General features: G+C 64.7%; 16 protein-coding genes. 10 read left to right on the top strand and 6 right to left on the bottom strand.

Features of this window, described 5'->3' with window-relative positions; all coding sequences use genetic code 11:
* Nucleotides 1-153: 153 nt before the first annotated feature.
* Nucleotides 154-858 (bottom strand): NUDIX hydrolase, encoded by a 705-nt coding sequence (locus ACIPW4_RS20420; RefSeq protein ID WP_400660956.1) that lies wholly within the window; start codon nt 856-858, stop codon nt 154-156.
* 137 nt (nt 859-995) lie between these two features.
* Between ACIPW4_RS20420 and ACIPW4_RS20425 the strand changes: the two genes are divergently transcribed.
* Together ACIPW4_RS20425 and pncB are read left to right on the top strand one after the other, a co-directional pair.
* A complete protein-coding gene (locus tag ACIPW4_RS20425; protein WP_400660958.1) occupies nt 996-1,646 on the top strand; it encodes an isochorismatase family protein in 651 nt (216 codons plus the stop codon).
* Nucleotides 1,643-2,842, top strand: a complete 1,200-nt coding sequence (gene pncB / locus ACIPW4_RS20430) for a nicotinate phosphoribosyltransferase (protein WP_400660960.1) — start codon at nt 1,643-1,645, stop codon at nt 2,840-2,842. The genes ACIPW4_RS20425 and pncB overlap by 4 nt, the downstream gene beginning before the upstream one ends.
* Here the strand turns inward: pncB and ACIPW4_RS20435 are convergent, their stop codons facing one another.
* Entirely contained in the window at nt 2,843-3,724 is an 882-nt protein-coding gene (locus ACIPW4_RS20435) for a LysR family transcriptional regulator (protein WP_400660962.1), read from the bottom strand.
* A gap of 112 nt (nt 3,725-3,836) precedes the next feature.
* Here ACIPW4_RS20435 and ACIPW4_RS20440 point away from each other — a divergent pair, with 112 nt between their 5' ends.
* A complete protein-coding gene (locus tag ACIPW4_RS20440; protein WP_400660964.1) occupies nt 3,837-4,898 on the top strand; it encodes a YeiH family protein in 1,062 nt (353 codons plus the stop codon).
* Between the two features lie 63 nt (nt 4,899-4,961).
* The gene (gene ppnN, locus ACIPW4_RS20445) at nt 4,962-6,335 is read left to right on the top strand and encodes a nucleotide 5'-monophosphate nucleosidase PpnN (RefSeq protein WP_400660966.1); all 1,374 of its coding nucleotides are present in this window, start codon (nt 4,962-4,964) and stop codon (nt 6,333-6,335) included.
* 113 nt (nt 6,336-6,448) lie between these two features.
* On the opposite strand, the gene ACIPW4_RS20450 is transcribed toward ppnN, so the two are convergent.
* The 3 genes from ACIPW4_RS20450 to katG all read right to left on the bottom strand — a co-directional run bounded on the left by ACIPW4_RS20450 (nt 6,449) and on the right by katG (nt 11,435).
* The gene (locus ACIPW4_RS20450) at nt 6,449-7,615 is read right to left on the bottom strand and encodes a GGDEF domain-containing protein (protein ID WP_400660968.1); all 1,167 of its coding nucleotides are present in this window, start codon (nt 7,613-7,615) and stop codon (nt 6,449-6,451) included.
* Between the two features lie 103 nt (nt 7,616-7,718).
* Entirely contained in the window at nt 7,719-9,047 is a 1,329-nt protein-coding gene (gene pssA / locus ACIPW4_RS20455) for a CDP-diacylglycerol--serine O-phosphatidyltransferase (protein ID WP_400660970.1), read from the bottom strand.
* Nucleotides 9,048-9,179: 132 nt separating this feature from the next.
* Entirely contained in the window at nt 9,180-11,435 is a 2,256-nt protein-coding gene (gene katG, locus ACIPW4_RS20460; RefSeq protein ID WP_400660972.1) for a catalase/peroxidase HPI, read from the bottom strand.
* Between the two features lie 348 nt (nt 11,436-11,783).
* On the opposite strand from katG, the gene ACIPW4_RS20465 reads away from it, so the two are divergent.
* From ACIPW4_RS20465 to ACIPW4_RS20480, 4 genes are all read left to right on the top strand, one after another.
* Nucleotides 11,784-12,692: a LysR substrate-binding domain-containing protein gene (locus tag ACIPW4_RS20465; protein ID WP_400660973.1), complete on the top strand. Its 909-nt coding sequence runs from the start codon at nt 11,784-11,786 to the stop codon at nt 12,690-12,692.
* Between the two features lie 101 nt (nt 12,693-12,793).
* Nucleotides 12,794-13,393, top strand: a complete 600-nt coding sequence (locus ACIPW4_RS20470) for a hypothetical protein (protein ID WP_400660975.1) — start codon at nt 12,794-12,796, stop codon at nt 13,391-13,393.
* Nucleotides 13,394-13,500: 107 nt separating this feature from the next.
* Nucleotides 13,501-13,818 carry a DUF2388 domain-containing protein gene (locus ACIPW4_RS20475; protein WP_400660976.1) on the top strand — a complete coding sequence of 106 codons (318 nt, stop codon included), beginning with the start codon at nt 13,501-13,503 and terminating at the stop codon, nt 13,816-13,818.
* Between the two features lie 123 nt (nt 13,819-13,941).
* Nucleotides 13,942-15,174: a M20/M25/M40 family metallo-hydrolase gene (locus ACIPW4_RS20480; protein ID WP_400660977.1), complete on the top strand. Its 1,233-nt coding sequence runs from the start codon at nt 13,942-13,944 to the stop codon at nt 15,172-15,174.
* A gap of 104 nt (nt 15,175-15,278) precedes the next feature.
* Here ACIPW4_RS20480 and glcC read toward each other — a convergent pair whose 3' ends face one another.
* Nucleotides 15,279-16,043 carry a transcriptional regulator GlcC gene (gene glcC / locus ACIPW4_RS20485; protein WP_400660979.1) on the bottom strand — a complete coding sequence of 255 codons (765 nt, stop codon included), beginning with the start codon at nt 16,041-16,043 and terminating at the stop codon, nt 15,279-15,281.
* A 195-nt stretch (nt 16,044-16,238) separates the two neighbouring features.
* Here glcC and glcD point away from each other — a divergent pair, with 195 nt between their 5' ends.
* Both glcD and glcE read left to right on the top strand, forming a co-directional pair.
* Complete coding sequence (gene glcD / locus ACIPW4_RS20490; RefSeq protein WP_400660980.1) at nt 16,239-17,738, top strand: glycolate oxidase subunit GlcD; 1,500 nt, start codon at nt 16,239-16,241, stop codon at nt 17,736-17,738.
* Nucleotides 17,738-18,790 (top strand): glycolate oxidase subunit GlcE, encoded by a 1,053-nt coding sequence (gene glcE, locus ACIPW4_RS20495; RefSeq protein WP_400660982.1) that lies wholly within the window; start codon nt 17,738-17,740, stop codon nt 18,788-18,790. The genes glcD and glcE overlap by 1 nt, the downstream gene beginning before the upstream one ends.
* Nucleotides 18,791-18,796: the final 6 nt, after the last annotated feature.

Here is an 18,796-nt window from a genome sequence, read left to right on the forward strand (position 1 = left end):
GAACGCAACCGAATGTGGGCCTTGCGTCGCGAAAGGGCCGCATAGCGGCCCCAGGATTTCAGCGCAAAATCACCAATTGCTGGGGCCGCTGCGCGGCCCTTTCGCGACGCAAGGCCGCTCCCACAAAGACCGCGCCAACAAATAAAGCATCGTTCAGGCGCCTTCGGGCAACAGGCTCCGGTCGAACATGAACACCCGCCCGCCCTGCGGCGTGTACTGATACAACTGCTGCGGCCGGCCCAGTCTGGGCTGGTTCTTCTCCCCGGTATCCCTCACCCAACCCAGCTCGCGCAAGCGCTCCAGGCGCTTGCGCAGCGAGGTGTTGTTCACCGCCTGCCCCAGGCACGCCTGCACCGCCCCCTGCGCATCGAGCACGGTGAATTTCTCCGCCAGCAGGTGCAGTGGCAGGCTGCTGTACACCGTCTTCGCCGCCAATCGTTCGCGGGCCCGCTCGGCCAGCAGGTTATGGTCGAACGGCAGCAGCACCTTGCGGTCAATCACGCTGTTCAGGTCGAAAAACGCCAGCTGTTCACCTTCGACCTGCTGCTGTGGGTCAAGCAAAGCCAGGTAGTAGGTGCTCAACGACCAACCCCGCGGGTCGCGAAAGGCGTTGCCTTCGGTACCCACCTGTTCAAGGTGGCGCGGCAACACCTGGGCCTTTTCGCGCAGGGCACGCTGGGCAGCGCCCTCCAGGCTGGTGTCCGGGATGCGGCCATTGACGATCACGCCGGGCAAGGCCCATTGGCCGGAGTGGGGTTCACGCTCACGACGGTGCAACAACACTTGCAGATGCTGGGCATCAGGGGCCAGGCGCAAGGCGACGATATCGACACTGGCCAGGACTTCGACTGTACTCACCGGGAGCTCCTTCTTCATCGTCACAATAATCCACCAGAGCTTCTAAGTATGGCAACCCAGGAGCCAGTAAAAATTGCTACTTGACACACTTATTACACCAGGTGAATTATATAGCCATTCCAGCAGGGAGATCCGTCATGAAGATCGCCAGTTTCGATGTAGACGCGCAGAACGGCTTCACCGCCAATGCCCCTCAGGAGTTGCCGGTACCGGAAGGCAATGAGATCGCCCCGGACCTCAACGCCATGGCCCTGCGCGCCGACCTGCGTCTGGGCAGCAAGGACGCCCACCCGGCCAACGCGGCCTGGGTGGTGACCGAACCCGCTGAAATGCTGCAACCCCTGCCCCTGGCCAACGCCGACCTGACCTGGGTCAGCCACTGCATCCCCGGTACCCCTGGCTTCGAACTGCTGCCCGGCCTGCCCGCCCCCATCGACTACGACTACTTCGTCTGGAAAGGCGTCGAGCCTGACCTGCACCCTTACGGCGCCTGCTACCACGACCTCGCCGAGCGCCGCTCCACCGGAGTCATCGAGTTTCTCAAGGTGCAACAGGTCGGCGCGGTGATCGTCGGCGGCCTGGCCCTGGACTACTGCGTCAAGACCACCGCCCGGCAATTGCGCCAGGCCGGTTTCCAGGTGCTGCTGTACCTGCCGGCCTGCCGCGCCCTGACCCAGGAAGGCGCCATCGCTGCCTGCGGTGCACTGGCCGCCGAAGGCGTGATCCTGTGCGGCGATGAAGCCGCGCTCGACTACCAGCTCTCTCTGATCAAGGAAGACCGCCCATGAGCGAAAGCGTTTTCGGCCCACGGATCATCCAGAACCTGCTGGACACCGACTTCTACAAGATCACCATGATGCAGGCGGTGCTGCACAACTATCCCAACGCCGAGGTGGAATGGGAGTTCCGCTGCCGCAATGGTGAGGACCTGGCCCCGTACCTGGCAGAGATCCGCCACGAGATCGAGCAGCTGGCCGAGGTCACCGTCACCCACGACCAGTTGGCCTATCTGGAAAAGATCCCGTTCCTCAAGCCGGACTTCATCCGCTTTCTCAGCCTGTTCCGCTTCAACCCGCGCTATGTGCAGGCCGGCCTGGACGCTGCCGGGCAGCTGGCAATTCGCGTGCGCGGGCCGTGGCTGCACGTGATCCTCTACGAGATCCCGTTGCTGGCGATCATCAGCGAGGTGCGCAACCGGCACCGCTACCCTGATGTGGTGATCGAACAGGTGGGCGAGCGCCTGTACCAGAAGCTCGACTGGCTCAAGGCAGAGGCCAGTGCCGAGGAACTGGCCGGCTTCCAGCTGGCCGAATTCGGTACGCGACGGCGGTTTTCCTACCCGGTGCAGGAAGAGGTGGTGCACATCCTCAAGCGTGACTTCCCCGGGCGCTTCGTCGGCACCAGCAACGTGCACCTGGCCCGCGAGTATGAGCTCAAGCCGCTCGGCACCATGGCCCATGAGTGGTTCATGGCGCACCAGCAACTCGGCCCGCGCCTGGTCGACAGCCAGGTCGCCGCGCTGGAATGCTGGGTGCGCGAGTACCGCGGGTTGCTGGGCATCGCCTTGACCGACTGCATCACCATGGACGCCTTCATGGGGGATTTCGACCTGTACTTCGCCAAGCTGTTCGACGGCCTGCGGCACGACTCCGGAGACCCGCTGGTGTGGGCGCAGAAGGCTATCGCCCACTATGAGCGGCTGGGTATCGACCCGAAGGGCAAGACGCTGATCTTCTCCGACGGGCTGGACTTCACCAAGGCGCTGGGCCTGTATCGGGCCTTGCACGCGCAGATCAACGTGAGCTTTGGCATCGGCACCCGGCTGACCTGCGACATCCCGGGGGTGGAGCCGATGAACATGGTGATCAAGATGACCGACTGCAATGGCGCGCCGGTGGCCAAGATCTCCGACAGCCCGGGCAAGACCCAGTGCCGGGACGAGAACTTCGTGGCCTACATGAAGCATGTGTTCAAGGTGAATTGATCACGCCTGTGCCCCCAGACACAGCTCCATTAACCGCGCCGCCGCCCGCGACGGCGTGGCGGCATGGGGCAGCAAAATGGAAAAGCGCCGCACCAGCGGCTCCGGTGTTATCCGTAGCTGTCGCAACACCCCATCCTCGTGGCGGATCGACATGGCCGAGACAAAGCCAATCCCCATCCCGGCCCGCACGGCTTCTTTCACCCCTTCCACCCCGGCGATCTCCAGTGCCACGCGCATCGCCACGCCATGCCGGGCGAACGCACGCTCGACGATCTGTCGTACCCCCGAGCCACTTTCCCGCAGCACCAGCGGGTAGGCGCCCAGCGACGGTAATGTCTGCTCATCGCTGGCAGCCAGCGGGTGACCACTTGGCACGATGGCCACGATCTCGTCCTCACGCCACGCCGTCACCCCCGTGCCCAATGGCAGCTCCTGCCCAGGGGGGCCTTCGATCAGGGCGATATCGACGCTGTCCAGCGCCGCGACGATTTCCGCCGTGTTGCCGTGGGAGGTGGTCACCAGCACCTCTGGATAACGTGCATGGAAATCGGCGATCAGGTACGGCAGCAGGTAGCTGGCCGGCGTGGTGCTGGCACCGATGCGCAAGGTGCCGCGTTCCAGCCCGCGTATGGCCTCGCACAATGCCTGGGCCTGGCGGAACGTGTCGCGCAGGCGCTGGGCATGGGCCAGCAGTTGCTCGCCGGCAGCGGTCAGGCGCACGCCGCGGCCGGCACGCTGGTACAGAGGCTCGCCGAAATCCTCCTGCAGCAACTTGAGCTGGCCGGACACCGCAGGCTGCGACAGGTGCAGGGCCTGAGCCGCATGGCTGATGTTGCCGTGCTCGGCGACGGTGGCGAAGGTTATCAGTTGTTCTGGGGTCATTTGCTGAAAATATCAGCAATACGGATATTTGCCATCCTGAATTACGATTTTTTATAAGCTTATAACCAGATTATCGTAGGCCATGTCGAAACACCTTCCCCGGAGGACCCACATGGCCACGGCAACTTCCAACCCCGCGTTGGCGCCCACCCTCTCCACCCGAGGGCGGCTCAACGGCATCCTGTTCGTCGCGCTGTTCGCGCTGGCCGTGACTCAGCTGGCAGCGCTGCCGGCCATCGCCAGCCTGGGCATCAGCCCGCTGATCGTTGGCATCGTCGCCGGCGCCCTGTACGGCAACGCCCTGCGCGATGGCGTGCCGGCCAGCTGGGCGGCTGGCATCAACTTCTCGGCCCGCGGGCTGCTGCGCATCGCCGTGGCCTTCTTCGGCTTGCGTGTCAGCCTGCAAGAGGTTGCCGAAGTCGGCTGGTCCGGCTTGACCGTGTCGTTGCTGGTGGTGACCAGCACCCTGTTGATCGGCCTGTGGTGCGGCACCCGACTGTTCAAGCTGGACCGTGATACCGCCCTGCTCACAGCAGCCGGCAGTGCGATCTGTGGCGCTGCCGCCGTGCTGGCGTTCGAATCGGCGCTGCGCAGCGCCCCGCACAAGAGCGCCATGGCAGTCGGCAGTGTGGTGCTGTTCGGTACCCTGTCGATGTTCCTCTACCCGCTGGCGATCAATGCCGGCTGGCTGCACCTGGACACCATGGGCGCCGGCCTGTTCCTCGGTGGCACGGTTCACGAAGTGGCCCAGGTGGTGGGCGCGGCCAGCAATGTCAGCCCCGAAGCCACGCACATCGCCACCATCGTCAAGATGACCCGGGTGATGCTGCTGGTACCGGTGCTGCTGGTGGTGGGCCTGTGGATCAGCCGTTCGCGCCAACCAGGCCAGGCACAAGGCAACGGCCGCATCGCCATGCCCTGGTTCGCCTTCGGCTTCCTCGCCCTGGTGCTGGTGAACTCGCTGCAGGTGCTGCCGGGCAGCGTGACCCAGACGGTCAACAGCCTGGACACTTTCGCTCTGACCATGGCCATGACCGCACTGGGCATGGAAACCCGCTGGAGCCAGATCCGCCAGGCCGGGCCCAGGGCGCTGGTCACCGGGGCAATCCTCAACCTGTGGCTGGTCGGTGGCGGCCTGGCGATCACCCTGGGTGTGCAACGCCTTTTAGGTTGACGTGCAGGGATCGGTATGGTGTTGTCTTGCAAGGATGTTTTTACCTGCACAGGAACGACTTAGATGCCTCAACGCCATGTCATCAATGCATCCGTCAGCCCCAAAGGCAGCCTGGAGACGCTGTCGCAACGTGAAGTCCAGCAACTGAGTGAAGTGGGTACCGGTAGCCTCTACACCTTGTTCCGCCAGTGCGCCCTGGCCATTCTCAACACCGGCGCCCATGTCGACAACGCCAAGACCATTCTCGAGGCGTACAAGGACTTCGAAGTCCGTATCCATCAACAAGACCGCGGCGTGCGCCTGGAGCTTCTGAACGCGCCAGCCGACGCGTTCGTCGATGGCGAAATGATCGCCAGTACCCGCGAGATGCTGTTCAGCGCCCTGCGCGACATCGTCTACACCGAAAGCGAGCTGGCCAGCCAGCGCATCGACCTGGAAAGCTCCCAGGGCATCACCGACTACGTCTTCCACCTGCTGCGCAACGCCCGTACCCTGCGCCCGGGCGTGGAGCCGAAGATGGTGGTGTGCTGGGGCGGCCACTCGATCAGCAGCGAGGAGTACCAGTACACCAAGAAGGTCGGCCACGAACTGGGCCTGCGCAAGCTGGACGTCTGCACGGGCTGCGGCCCGGGTGTGATGAAGGGCCCGATGAAGGGTGCGACCATCGCCCACGCCAAGCAGCGCATGCACGGCAGCCGCTACCTGGGCCTGACCGAGCCGGGCATTATCGCCGCCGAGGCGCCAAACCCGATCGTCAACGAACTGGTGATCCTGCCGGACATCGAGAAGCGCCTGGAAGCCTTCGTGCGTGTCGGCCACGGCATCATCATCTTCCCCGGCGGCGCCGGCACCGCCGAGGAGTTCCTCTACCTGCTCGGCATCCTCATGCACCCGGACAACCAGGCCTTGCCCTTCCCGGTGGTGCTCACCGGGCCGCGCAGCGCCGAACCTTTCCTGCAGCAGCTGCATGCCTTTGTCGGCGCCACCCTCGGCGAAGCTGCGCAGCAGCACTATCAGATCATCATCGACGACCCGGCCGAAGTGGCCCGGCACATGGTCGAGGGGCTCAAGGAGGTCAAGCAGTTCCGCCGCGAGCGCAACGACGCCTTCCACTTCAACTGGCTGCTGAAAATCGACGGCGGCTTCCAGCACCCGTTCGACCCGACCCACGCCAACATGGCCGAACTGGCCCTGCGTCGCGACTTGCCGGCCCATGAACTGGCGGCCAACCTGCGCCGGGCGTTTTCCGGGATCGTGGCGGGGAACGTGAAGGACAAGGGGATACGGCTGATCGAGGAACACGGGCCGTATCAGATCCGGGGGGATGCAGCGGTGCTGGAGCCGTTGGGGCGCCTGTTGCAGGCGTTTGTCGACCAGCACCGGATGAAGTTGCCGGGTGGGGCGGCGTATGTGCCGTGCTATCAAGTAGTGACTTGAGATTGCTGGGGCTGCGTTGCAGCCCTTTCGCGACACAAGGCCGCTCCTACAAGGGATCGCAGCCTCTTGTAGGAGCGGCCTTGTGTCGCGAAAGGGCCGCAAAGCGGCCCCTGCTATTTCACAGAACTGACCAAGGTCCGGTCCACCAGGCGAATACTGTCACGCCCGCCACGCTTGGACTGATACAACGCCACGTCCCCTTGCTCGATCAACGCCGCCAGGCTGGCCGGGGGCTGGTCGAACAGGTTGGCACCGATGCTCAGGGTCACCGCCTGCGGGGTAGGCATTGCCTCTCTGGCAAACAGCTGGAACTGGTCGCGCAGCTGGCTGCCCAGTTCCACCACCTTCTCGCTGCTGGCATCGCTGAGCAGGATGACGAACTCGTCGCCGCCCAGTCGGGCGGCCAACGAACGCTCTGGCAGCGCCGCACGAATCATCTCGCTCAATGCAATCAGCAGCCGGTCACCCGCGGCATGGCCGTGCAGGTCGTTCACCAGCTTGAAGTTGTCGATGTCGATCAGCAGCAGCGCCCCCGGGCGTGCCGGGCTGACTTCCTTGAACAGGTGCGTGGCCCGTACTTCCAGGGCCCGACGGTTGTACAGCGCTGTCAGCGGGTCGCGCGCAGCAAGGCGCGCGATGCGTTCTTCACGTTGATAACGCACGGTGCCGGTCATCGACAGCGCAATCAGCATGATCGCCATCGCCCCTTCGACCAGGGAAATCTGGATGATCAGGCCGCCAAAGGTCGCCAGGTCGATCAGCGTGCCCGGCGTCACCGCCACGAGGGCCTTGGCCACATAGAACAGGCCATGGATCAGCAGCACGTAGCGCAGCTGCGCCGCCCCCACGCTCAGCGACTTGCCATGCGGGCGCAACAGGAAGCTGGCCTTGAGCGTGAGCAGCGCCACCAGTAGCGAGTTGACCATCAGCATCACTTTCGACCACTGCGGCCCCACCGGCAGCAGCAGCAGGCCAAACCATACCAGCACGAGCAACAGCCACGCCCGCGACAGCCGGGCCTGGGTAAAGCGCACTACCCCCAGCAGAAAGAACGCGTGGGCAACCACCAGCAAGCCGTTGGCGAACCAGATACCGATCAGCAGCAGGCCGATCCCGCGCAGCAGGGCCAGGGTCGAACCAACGGTGATGGTGGCGAAACCGGCACTCCAGAACAGCAGCGACGGTTCGCGGACACTGCGCCACTCGATCGCCAGGTACAGCGCAGCCGCAGCTGCCAGGGCAATGGTGATGGTCAGCATCGTGGGTGGATCAAGCGCCATAGACGGATTGGCCTGTCTGGTTAACATGGAAATGGCGTGATTGTATGCGCTTGAGATGACTTTTCAGAGGGGCGAAGCGACGCGGTGCATGTAAATGAATAGCTCACAGCACCCGTTTGATCAACGGTTCCAGCCGACTGAAGCGCAGGCGGCGCAAAAACTTGCGCACTTCCTTGGGATGCTCGGCCTTCTCGCCCAGCTCTTGCGCCGCACCGATCTGCGGCGCATGCCGGCGAATGCCCTCGAGCTCCACCGCCCGCGGCACCAGCCACTGCCCCTGCGGGTCATCGATCAGCAGCCCGTTTTCCAGGTCCAGGTTGAAGCCTCGCGGGTTGAGGTTGTTACCGGTCAGCAACGAATAACGCTGATCGACCCACACCCCCTTGGCGTGGAAGGTATGCCCCGCATCGTTCCAGATGCGGATCTGCAACTGGCCACTGGCAATGGCGCCGTGGCGGCGCCGGGCGAAGGCGCGCAGGTTGTCTTCGTAAAGGTAGGGCAAGGCACCGCTGGCACTGAACGGCTCGCCCGGGGCGATATAGAAGTCGTTGGCGGTACGATGCCCGACGATCAGCTCGATACGTACGCCACGATCCAGGGCATGGTCGATTTCGCGCATCACCACCCGTGGCGGGTTGAAATACGGCGTGCTGATGATGATTTGCGCACGTGCCGCAGCCAGCAGCGCACACAACGTGCGATTGAGCGGGTTGCCACGGCCGACGCCCAGCAGCGGAATCACCCGCAGCCCCTGCCCCGGCGTGGCTGGCGGTGCGTCATAGGCCATGCGCCGCAAGCGTGCGCGCAGGCGCCGGATGTCGCCGCGCAGGTTGCGCGTGGCGGGTGGCGCGGGCAGGTCCAGGCGCGGCGTGGCGGTATGGTGCAGCAGGCGGCGCACCAGGTCGACCATGGCGTCGGCCAGTGCCGGCGACTGAAACAGGTGGTAACGGTCCAGGCGGTAACGGTCGAAGCGGTGCAGGTAGACGTTGTTCAGGCTGGCGCCGGTATAGATCACGCAATCGTCGATCACGCTGCCCTTAAGGTGCAGCACGCCGAACAGCTCGCGGGTCTGCACCGGTACGCCGTGAATCACCACGTCGAGCCCACGCAACTGGCGCTGGGCCTGGTACCAGGCCGCGTTGCCCGGCTGGCGCCCGGCGCCCAGCAGGCCACGGCGGGCGCGGAACCAGTCGACCACGATGACGATCTCCAGGCCTGGCCGGTGGGCCTTGGCCTGGTACAGGGCGTCGAGCACCTCCTGGCCAGCCTCGTCCTCTTGCAGGTACAAGGCGACGATGACGATGCGCCGGGTCGCCGTTGCGATGCGTTCGAGCAGGCAGGTGCGGTAGGCCGCGGCATCCGGCAACACCTGGATCGCCTCTGGGGCGATGGCGAAACCTGGCAGCGCCGCGAGCATGGAATCGGGGGTCACGTACGATCACCTTGAGTCAGAAGAACTACCTCTGAGCTTGCACAGGAATAGGCCAATGGTCCAGTCCAACGGCAATCGACAATGGAATCGGGGCTGCAAAGCAGCCCCGGGGTTGCAACGTACAGCTGAAAATCACCTCAGATCGAAGCGATCCAGTTCCATCACTTTTTCCCAGGCAGCCACGAAGTCCTTGACGAACTTGTCATTGCCATCGCTGCTGCCATACACCTCGCTCAGCGCCCGCAACTGCGCATGCGAGCCGAACACCAGGTCGACCCGGCTGCCAGTCCACTTCACCTGCCCGGTCTTGCGATCGCGGCCTTCGAAGCTTTCGTTGTCTGCCGAGGTCGGCTTCCACTCCACGCCCATGTCCAGCAGGTTGCGGAAGAAGTCGTTGCTCAGGGTGCCTGGCTTGTCGGTGAACACGCCCTGCTTGTTGCCGCCATGGTTGGCGCCAAGCACGCGCAGGCCGCCGATCAGCACGGTCAGCTCCGGCGCGGTGAGGGTCAGCAGCTGGGCCTTGTCCAGCAACAGTTTCTCGGCCTTGACGCTGTAGCGGGCCTTGCTGAAGTTGCGGAAGCCATCGGCCAGCGGTTCCAGAACGGCGAACGATTCGACATCGGTCTGTGCCTGGGAGGCGTCGACACGGCCCGGGCGGAAGCCAACGCTGAGGTTGTGCCCGGCATCCTTGGCAGCCTTTTCCACTGCAGCGCTGCCGGCAAGGACAATCAGGTCAGCCAGGGAGACCTTCTTGCCACCGGCGTTGAATTCGCCCTGGATCTTCTCCAAGGCTGCCAGAACCTTGCCGGTGCCTTGGTTCGCTGCCCAGTCCTTCTGCGGCGCCAGACGCAAGCGGCCACCGTTGGCACCACCGCGCTTGTCCGAACCACGGAATGTCGAGGCAGCGGCCCAGGCGGTGGACACCAGCTCAGCCACGCTCAGGCCCGAAGCAAGGATCTTGGCCTTGAGCCCGGCGATGTCCTGCTCGCCCAACGGTGCTGGGTCGGCTTTGGGCAGCGGGTCTTGCCACAGCAGCTCTTCGTTGGGCATTTCCGGGCCCAGGTAACGCGCCAGCGGACCCATGTCACGGTGAATCAGCTTGTACCAGGCACGGGCGAAGGCATCGGCCAGCTGGTCGGGGTTGTCCTTGAAGCGTTTGGCGATCGGCCCATAGATCGGGTCGAAGCGCAGCGCCAGGTCAGAGGTAAGCATCGAGGGGGCGTGACGCTTGCCCGCATCATGGGCATCCGGCACAGTGCCCGCCCCCTTGCCATCCTTCGGTCGCCACTGGTGAGCGCCGGCCGGGCTCTTGGTCAGTTCCCAGTCGAAGTTGAACAGGTTGTTCAGGTACTCGTTGCTCCACTTCGTCGGCGTCGAGGTCCAGATCACTTCCAGGCCGCTGGTGATGGCATCGCCACCCTTGCCGCTGCCGAACTTGTTGGGCCAGCCCAGGCCTTGCAGTTCAAGGCCCGCCGCTTCAGGCTCAGGCCCGACATTGTCGGCCGGGCCGGCACCGTGGGTCTTGCCGAAGGCGTGGCCACCCGCGATCAGCGCCACGGTTTCTTCGTCGTTCATGGCCATGCGGCCGAAGGTGTCGCGGATGTCCTTGCCAGACTCCACCGGGTCTGGGTTACCTTCCGGGCCTTCCGGGTTGACGTAGATCAGGCCCATCTGCACGGCAGCCAGCGGGTTTTCCAGGTTGCGCTCGCCACTGAGATCGCGGCTTTCTTCTTCCGGGCGCTTGGCCGGCTCCGCAACCAGGTCACCCTGGCCTGGCGGCTGGGCCTTGACCTGCTCCTTGCCATAGCGGGTATCGCCACCCAGCCAGACCTTTTCCGAACCCCAGTACACGTCCTCGTCCGGCTCCCACACATCGGCGCGCCCGCCCGAGAAACCGAAGGTCTTGAAGCCCATGGACTCCAGGGCAACGTTGCCGGTGAGCACGATCAGGTCGGCCCAGGAGATCTTGTTGCCGTATTTCTGCTTGATCGGCCATAGCAGGCGCCGGGCCTTGTCCAGGCTGACATTGTCCGGCCAGCTGTTGAGCGGGGCGAAACGCTGCTGGCCGGAGCCGGCACCCCCGCGGCCATCGCCTATGCGGTAGGTGCCGGCGCTGTGCCAGGCCATGCGGATGAACAACGGACCGTAGTGACCAAAGTCGGCGGGCCACCAGTCCTGGGAGTCGGTCATCAAGGCGGTCAGGTCTTTTTTCAGGGCCTGGAAATCGAGGCTCTTGAACGCCTTGGCATAGTCGAAGTCCGGGTCAGGGCTGGACTTCGACGAGTGTTGGTGAAGAATCCTGAGGTTGAGCTGGTCAGGCCACCAGTCTCGGTTGGTGGTGCCGCCACCTGCGGTTTGATGGAACGGGCATTTCGATTCGTTCGACATCTGCTGTTACCTTTGGGTCGGTTATCCAGATTTCCGGTCTATGCCAGGTGTTCTTTCAGCCGAGCACGTGGGCTCATGCCTACCCCTCATCAGGTCTGGTCGGTCACGTACCGACACGGGGCTTGCGAAGCTGTCACGCCACGCACGGCGCGGTCTTGCACACAGGTGCTGAGATGCCGCCCGTACGTGGAATTCGCGGGGCCGAGGGAAAGACTAGCCGAGCTTGGGCAGACTTCTAATAGAGTGGCTCTTGCGAGCTGATAGCCCCGGCACATCCATACAAGGCGCAACAGCCGCGCACGTGCTTCAATACACCGCCAACCCCTCTAGCCCGGTGAGCCAAGCCCCATGAACCGCAACGACCTGCGCCGCGTCGACATGAACCTGCTGGTGCTTTTCGAAGCGCTGATGATCGAACGCAACCTGACCCGCGTCGGCGAAAAGCTGTTCATCACCCAGTCCACGGTCAGCGCCGCCCTCGCCCGCCTGCGCGAACTCTTCGACGACCCGCTGCTGATCCGCAGCGGCCGGGCCATGGAGCCGACCCCGCGGGCGATGCAGATCTTCGCCGAGCTGGGCCCGGCCATGGACGTGATCTCGTCCGCCATCAGCCGCGCCCGCGACTTCGACCCTGCCAACAGTTGCAACCAGTTCCGCCTGGGCCTGTCGGACGACGCCGAGTTCGGCTTGTTCCCCGCCCTGCTGCAGGCGCTGCGCGAAGAAGCGCCGGACATCAGCGTGGTGGTGCGCCGCGCCAACTTCCTGCTGATGCCGGGCCTGCTGGCCAGCGGCGAGATCTCGGTGGGCGTGAGTTACACCACCGACCTGCCAGCCACCGCCAAGCGCCGCAAGCTGCGCGATATCGGTGTGCGGGTGCTGCGTGCCGACGACCGCCCGGGCCCGCTGACCCTCGACGAGTACTGCGCCCGCCCCCATGTGATGGTGTCGTTCTCCGGTGACATGAGCGGCAACATCGACCTCGACCTCGCCCGCATCGGCCGTTGCCGCAAGGTGGTGCTGGCCGTGCCGCAGTTCGGCAGCCTGCGCGCCCTGCTGCGCAATACCGAAATGATCGCCACCGTGCCGGACTATGCCGCCTGTGCCCTGGCCGACGACGGCAGCCTGCGCGCCGACCCGGCGCCCTTCGCGATCACCGAGGCGGAGCTTTCGATGGTGTGGAGCGGCGCCCACGACAACGACCCGGCCGAACGCTGGCTGCGCGAGCGCATCCTGCAGTACATGGCCCGGCCGAGCTGATTCATCGACCTCATCGATAGTCGCCATGAACGCCATCAAGTTCCGCCACTGCCTGCGCGGGCGGAAGATGGCCCTATTCACTGATCGATGAGGCGTTACCCATGAAAACCGGCATGCTCGCTGCTCTGCTCGCCCTGTTCGCTGCCCTTGGTGGTTGTGCCGCGCCCGCTGGCCAGCAGGATACCCAGCCCAACGGGCACTTCTACTCGGCCACCGCCATTTCCAATGTCGCGCTGGCCCCGGGGCAACATGTGGCCGTGCTGCTCGGGCGTGATGCCGACCGCACCCTCGGCTACCTGCAGCAGCACCGCGAAGAGGCGGCGGCAACATCGCAGCCACGCAGCATTCCGGTAGCCACCCTCAGCGGTGGCAGCCAGGCCTACGACTGGCTGGCGCATTCGCTGGCCCAGCAATTTGCCGAAGTGACCTTCTATGAAGACCTGGACAGCCTGCTCGCCGACCACCCTGACGTGATCGTGCTGCTGGACAGCGAAAGCCGCCTGGCCACGGCCGACGTCGAAAGCCGAGTGGTGGCGCGCTTCTTCGACAGCCAGCTGACCTACATCGGTCGCGCCGAAGGGCGTGCGCGCAAGGATGTCAGCAATGTGGCGCGGATGCTCGACGACGAACAGGCCGCCAAGGCCGATGCCCTGCGCGATTTCGACGCGTCGTTGCAGCGCTTGCTGGGCAGCAAGGTGTAAGGCGCAACGACACTCCGGCAGAAAGCAGGGAACTCCCACCACTCGCCCGTCATCTTAATCAGTGAGTGGTTTCTTTCCCTGTACTTCACGTTACTGGAGAACACGACATGCGCCACCTACTCCTCGCCCCTGCGCTGCTGCTCCTGCTGCCTGCCGGTGCGGCCCTGGCCCGCGTCGATGCGGGCGACGTCGCCACCTCGGCCGGTATCTCCGCGTCGTTGTACTCAACGTTCAAAGATGACAAACGGATCATCCCCGTCCGCGACGAGCTGTCTGCGTTCGTCGCCAGCGGCGGGACCATCCGTGGCGCCTACGTGGAGTCGGCGCTGGAGCAGGCCCGCAAGGACAACCCTGGCTTGCAGGCCAGTGACGAAGAGCTGGCCAAGGCAATCCTCTCGCAGGATGACCCGGTCGCCCATCATTGAACCTTCGCCACACAGACTCCACCGGCTCGAACAGCGGTGGAGTTGCTGTGCTTACTGGTTTACCAATCGCATCATCGAGCTTAGTGGCTAGGCTCAAGGACTCACTACAACAAGGAAGACCCCATGCCATTGCCTCGTCCTCCCCACGCCATCGCCCTGGCGCTGCTGATCGCCTGTACCCAGGCAACTGCCGCTGAACCCACCCCCAAGGACCTGCTCAAGCAAGCCGAAAACGAACAGCCGGCGTACCTGCAAACCCTCAAGAGCCTGGTCTCGGTAGACACCGGCACTGGTACCGAAGCGGGCTTGACGCAAGTCAGCACCGAACTGGTGAAGCGTCTCAGGGCCTTGGGCGCCGAAGTGCAGACTCACCCCGCCAAGCCTTCGGTCGGCGACAATATCGTCGGTACTTTCAAAGGCACCGGCAGCAAGGATTTTCTGTTGATGGTGCATTACGACACGGTGTTCGTCCCCGGCACCGTCGCCAAACGCCCGTTCCGCGTTGATGGCCCACGTGCCTATGGCCCCGGCGTTGCCGATGCCAAAGGCGGTGTGGCGATGATCCTGCACGCGCTGAAGTTGCTGAACGATCAGCAGTTCAAGGGCTACCGCACGCTCACCGTGCTGTTCAACCCGGACGAAGAAATGGGCTCTGCCGGATCCAGGCAGATCATTGCCGAACTGGCCCGCCAGCATGACTACGTATTCTCTTACGAGCCGCCGGACAAAGACGCAGTAACCGTCGCCACCAACGGCATCAACCGGCTCAAGCTGGAGGTCAGGGGCCGTGCTTCCCATGCGGGCTCCGCGCCCGAGGAAGGCCGCAACGCGCTGACCGAACTCGCCCATCAACTGCTGCAGTTGCAGGATCTCGGCGATGCAGACAAAGGCACCACCGTGAACTGGACGATGGCCAAGGCTGGCGAGAAGGCCAATATCATCCCGGCACTGGCCAGCGCTGAAGCGGACATGCGTTACTCGGACCTGGGCGAGACTGACCGGGTACAGGCCGACGCCCAGCGTATCGTGAAAAAACAGCGGGTGGCCGACACTCAGGCCAGCGTGGTGGTCGAGAAAGGTCGACCACCGCTGGCACGTAACCCGGCCTCGAGCAAGCTGGCAGAGACAGCACAGCAGCTGTATGGGGAGGCTGGATACAAGATCGAGCCGATTGCCATGCGCTTCGGCACCGATGCCGGGTATGCCTATGTGCCAGGCAGCGACAAGCCGGCGGTGCTGGAAACGCTGGGGGTGGTCGGGGCCGGGTTGCATGGGGACGATGAGTACATCGAACTGGGCAGCATTGCGCCGCGGCTTTATCTCACCGTGGCGATGATCAGGCACTTGTCACAATAATCTGCTGCCTGTTCCGGCCTCTCGCGGCTGAAGCTGCTCCTACAGGGGATACGCGTTACCTGTAGGAGCGGCTTCAGCCGCGAGAAGGCCGGTGCAGGAGAATCTCAGCCCCAACCATCCATGCGCATGGTCGCCCTGACCAAGCGCTGCTCTTCCTGCTCGATCTCCCTCAAACTGTCGCGAATCCCGTTGATATGTTCACGCGCCGCTCGCTGCGCCTGCTCGGGCAGCTGCTCCATCACCGCGTGATACAAGCGCGCATGCTGGCGGTCGATCTGGCGCTTCTGCGCCGGGCGGCAGTAGAGGTTGTTGACCGAGGCGAACACCGTGCTCAAGGTCAGGTCGCTCAGCGACTGCAAGGTATGCACCAGCACCGGGTTGTGCGACGCCTCACTGATCGCCCGGTGAAACGCATGGTCGCGCCGAGCATGCTCGCGTGGGTCCAGCGCCTCGGAGGATGCATGGGCGGCGAGCATGTCTTCGTAACGCCGGCGGATCAGCAGGCGGTCGATATCGGTGGCGCGCAAGGCCGCCAGGCGGGCCGACTCCGCCTCCAGCAAGGCCCGCACCTCCAACAGGTCGAACAAGGTGCGCGGCTGTGAGCTGAACAGGTGCATCAGCGGAGTCGCTGACGCCTGCCCGGCAAGGTCGGCAACGAAAGAGCCGCGCCCCTGCTCGGTATCGATGATGCCGCGCCCGCGCAGAATGCGCAGGCCCTCACGCAGCGCCGAGCGCGAACAGCCGAGCTTTTCCACCAAACGCCGCTCCGAGGGCAAGGCCTGGCCGACCTTGAGCACGCCTTCGACAATCAGCCGCTCCACCCGCTCGGCCACCTGGTCGGCAACCTTGGCCTTGCCTTCGATAACCATCTGCAGACTCCAACTGGTAGGACCACTGCCATCGACGGTTCAAATCTAGCCGGTCAAAGCCATGGCTAGCCAGTACTTTGCGCAGAAACTGGTAGGACCAGTGCCCTGCACGCTCGACCGCCCTCAGCCAAGCGCGCAGGCTGCAAGGGTGATCGGTTTGCCAACAACAACAAAAACTGCCGCTGAGTGAGCCCGATGAACATCCTCTACGACGAACGTGTCGACGGAACGCTGCCCGCCGTGGACCTGCCCGCGCTGCTGCAGGCGTTGCGTGAAGCCCTGCCGGACCTTGAAATCCTGCACCGGGCGGAAGACCTCAAGCCTTATGAATGCGACGGCCTCTCGGCCTACCGCACCGTACCGCTGCTGGTAGTACTGCCCGAACGCCTGGAACAGGTACAGACCTTGCTCAAGCTTTGCCACCAGCGGGGCGTGCCGGTGGTGGCACGCGGCGCCGGCACCGGCCTGTCGGGCGGCGCGTTGCCGCTGGCCAAAGGCATCCTGCTGGTGATGGCGCGCTTCAACCGCATTCTCGAAATCAACCCGCAAGGGCGCTTCGCCCGAGTGCAGCCCGGGGTGCGCAACCTGGCCATCTCTCAGGCCGCCGCACCCCATGGCCTGTACTACGCACCCGACCCTTCCTCGCAAATTGCCTGCTCGATCGGCGGCAACGTCGCCGAAAATGCCGGTGGCGTGCACTGCCTGAAATACGGCCTGACCGTGCACAACCTGCTCAAGGTCGAGATCCTCACCGTCGAGGGCGAACGCCTGACCCTGGGCAGCGATGCCCTCGACAGCCCGGGCTTCGACCTGCTGGCGCTGTTCACCGGCTCCGAGGGCATGCTCGGCATCGTCACCGAAGTGACGGTCAAACTGCTGCCCAAACCCCAGGTGGCACGGGTACTGCTGGCCAGCTTCGACAGCGTCGAGGACGCCGGCCGCGCCGTGGCAGAAATCATCGCCGCCGGGATCATACCCGGTGGCCTGGAGATGATGGACAACCTGGCGATCCGCGCCGCCGAAGACTTCATCCATGCCGGCTACCCGGTGGACGCGGCCGCCATCCTGCTGTGCGAACTGGATGGCGTCGAGGCCGATGTCCAGGACGACTGCGAGCGGGTTGCCGAGGTGCTCAAGCAAGCCGGCGCCCGCGAAGTACGCCTGGCCTGCGACGAAGCCGAGCGCGTGCGCTTCTGGGCAGGGCGCAAGAACGCCTTCCCGGCGGTGGGGCGGATTTCCCCGGACTACTACTGCATGGACGGCACCATCCCGCGCCGCGAGTTGCCCCGGGTGCTCAAGGGCATCAGCGAACTGAGCGCCGAATACGGCCTGCGCGTGGCCAACGTGTTCCACGCCGGCGACGGCAACATGCACCCGTTGATCCTCTTCGATGCCAATGTGCCGGGCGAGCTGGAACGCGCCGAAGCCGTCGGCGGGCGCATCCTCGAGCTGTGCGTGGCAGTGGGTGGCAGCATCACCGGCGAGCACGGCGTAGGGCGCGAAAAGATCAACCAGATGTGTGCGCAGTTCAGCAGCGACGAAATCACCCTGTTCCACGCCGTGAAGGCCGCGTTCGACCCGCAAGGGCTGCTCAACCCGGGCAAGAACATCCCCACCCTGCACCGCTGCGCCGAATTCGGCGCCCTGCACGTGCATCACGGGCAACTGCCCTTCCCCGAGCTGGAGCGCTTCTGATGAGCATGGACCGCGACATGAGCCAGGACCTGCTCGAGCAGGTCAACCAGGCCCTGAATCTGAACACGCCGCTGCGCATCCAGGGCAGCAACAGCAAGGCCATGCTTGGCCGCCCGGTGGCTGGCGAGATCCTCGATACCCGCAACCACTGCGGCATCGTCAGCTACGACCCGACCGAACTGGTGCTCACGGCACGTGCTGGCACGCCGTTGCTGGAGATCGAAGCGGCGCTGCATGCAGCCGGGCAGATGCTGCCCTGCGAACCGCCACACCTGGGCGCCGGAGCGACCCTGGGTGGCATGGTCGCGGCCGGGCTGTCCGGGCCGCGTCGCCCCTGGGCGGGGTCGGTACGTGACTATGTGCTCGGCACGCGGGTCATCACCGGGCACGGCAAGCTGCTGCGGTTTGGCGGCGAAGTGATGAAGAACGTCGCCGGCTTCGATGTCTCGCGGCTGATGGCCGGCAGCTTCGGCTGCCTGGGGCTGCTGACCGAGGTCTCGCTCAAGGTGCTGCCACGCCCACGGGAGTGCCTCAGCCTGCGTTTGCCGATGGACCGTCACCAGGCATTGGCCGAACTGGCCGAATGGGGCCAGCAGCCGCTGCCGATCAGCGCGGCCTGCCACGAGGGCGAAACCTTGTACCTGCGCCTGGAAGGCGGTGAAGGCTCGGTGCAGTCGGCCCGCCAGCGCCTGGGCGGCGAGGTGCTCGACAGCCGCTTCTGGAGCGACCTGCGCGAACAGCGCCTGGCCTTCTTCAATGGCCCGGCACCGCTGTGGCGGCTGTCGCTGCCGACGGCCAGCGGCGAACTCGACTTGCCGGGGCAGCAGCTGATCGACTGGGGCGGTGCGCAGCGCTGGCTGAAGTCGACGGCAGCGGCGCAGGTGGTCCGCGAACAGGCGGCCAGGGTCGGCGGCCATGCCACCCTGTATGCCCCTGGCGAAGACAGCAGCGCGCCGCTCCCGCCGGCCTTGATGCGCTACCACCACGCCCTCAAGCAACAACTAGACCCCCAGGGTGTGTTCAACCCTGGCCGCCTGTACCCGGACCTGTGAGGCCAC

This window comes from Pseudomonas sp. NPDC089996, assembly GCF_044748405.1.
GTDB lineage: Bacteria > Pseudomonadota > Gammaproteobacteria > Pseudomonadales > Pseudomonadaceae > Aquipseudomonas.

What these genes read in the sequence shown, in the direction of transcription:
- ACIPW4_RS20440 (WP_400660964.1), top strand. Translation starts at nt 3,837, where the DNA reads ATGGCCACGGCAACTTCCAACCCCGCGTTGGCGCCCACCCTCTCCACC.
- ACIPW4_RS20480 (WP_400660977.1), top strand. Translation starts at nt 13,942, where the DNA reads ATGCCATTGCCTCGTCCTCCCCACGCCATCGCCCTGGCGCTGCTGATC.
- ACIPW4_RS20450 (WP_400660968.1), bottom strand. Translation starts at nt 7,615, where the DNA reads ATGGCGCTTGATCCACCCACGATGCTGACCATCACCATTGCCCTGGCA.
- ACIPW4_RS20425 (WP_400660958.1), top strand. Translation starts at nt 996, where the DNA reads ATGAAGATCGCCAGTTTCGATGTAGACGCGCAGAACGGCTTCACCGCC.
- pncB (WP_400660960.1), top strand. Translation starts at nt 1,643, where the DNA reads ATGAGCGAAAGCGTTTTCGGCCCACGGATCATCCAGAACCTGCTGGAC.
- ACIPW4_RS20465 (WP_400660973.1), top strand. Translation starts at nt 11,784, where the DNA reads ATGAACCGCAACGACCTGCGCCGCGTCGACATGAACCTGCTGGTGCTT.
- ACIPW4_RS20470 (WP_400660975.1), top strand. Translation starts at nt 12,794, where the DNA reads ATGAAAACCGGCATGCTCGCTGCTCTGCTCGCCCTGTTCGCTGCCCTT.
- ACIPW4_RS20475 (WP_400660976.1), top strand. Translation starts at nt 13,501, where the DNA reads ATGCGCCACCTACTCCTCGCCCCTGCGCTGCTGCTCCTGCTGCCTGCC.
- glcD (WP_400660980.1), top strand. Translation starts at nt 16,239, where the DNA reads ATGAACATCCTCTACGACGAACGTGTCGACGGAACGCTGCCCGCCGTG.
- ppnN (WP_400660966.1), top strand. Translation starts at nt 4,962, where the DNA reads ATGCCTCAACGCCATGTCATCAATGCATCCGTCAGCCCCAAAGGCAGC.
- katG (WP_400660972.1), bottom strand. Translation starts at nt 11,435, where the DNA reads ATGTCGAACGAATCGAAATGCCCGTTCCATCAAACCGCAGGTGGCGGC.
- ACIPW4_RS20435 (WP_400660962.1), bottom strand. Translation starts at nt 3,724, where the DNA reads ATGACCCCAGAACAACTGATAACCTTCGCCACCGTCGCCGAGCACGGC.
- glcE (WP_400660982.1), top strand. Translation starts at nt 17,738, where the DNA reads ATGAGCATGGACCGCGACATGAGCCAGGACCTGCTCGAGCAGGTCAAC.
- glcC (WP_400660979.1), bottom strand. Translation starts at nt 16,043, where the DNA reads ATGGTTATCGAAGGCAAGGCCAAGGTTGCCGACCAGGTGGCCGAGCGG.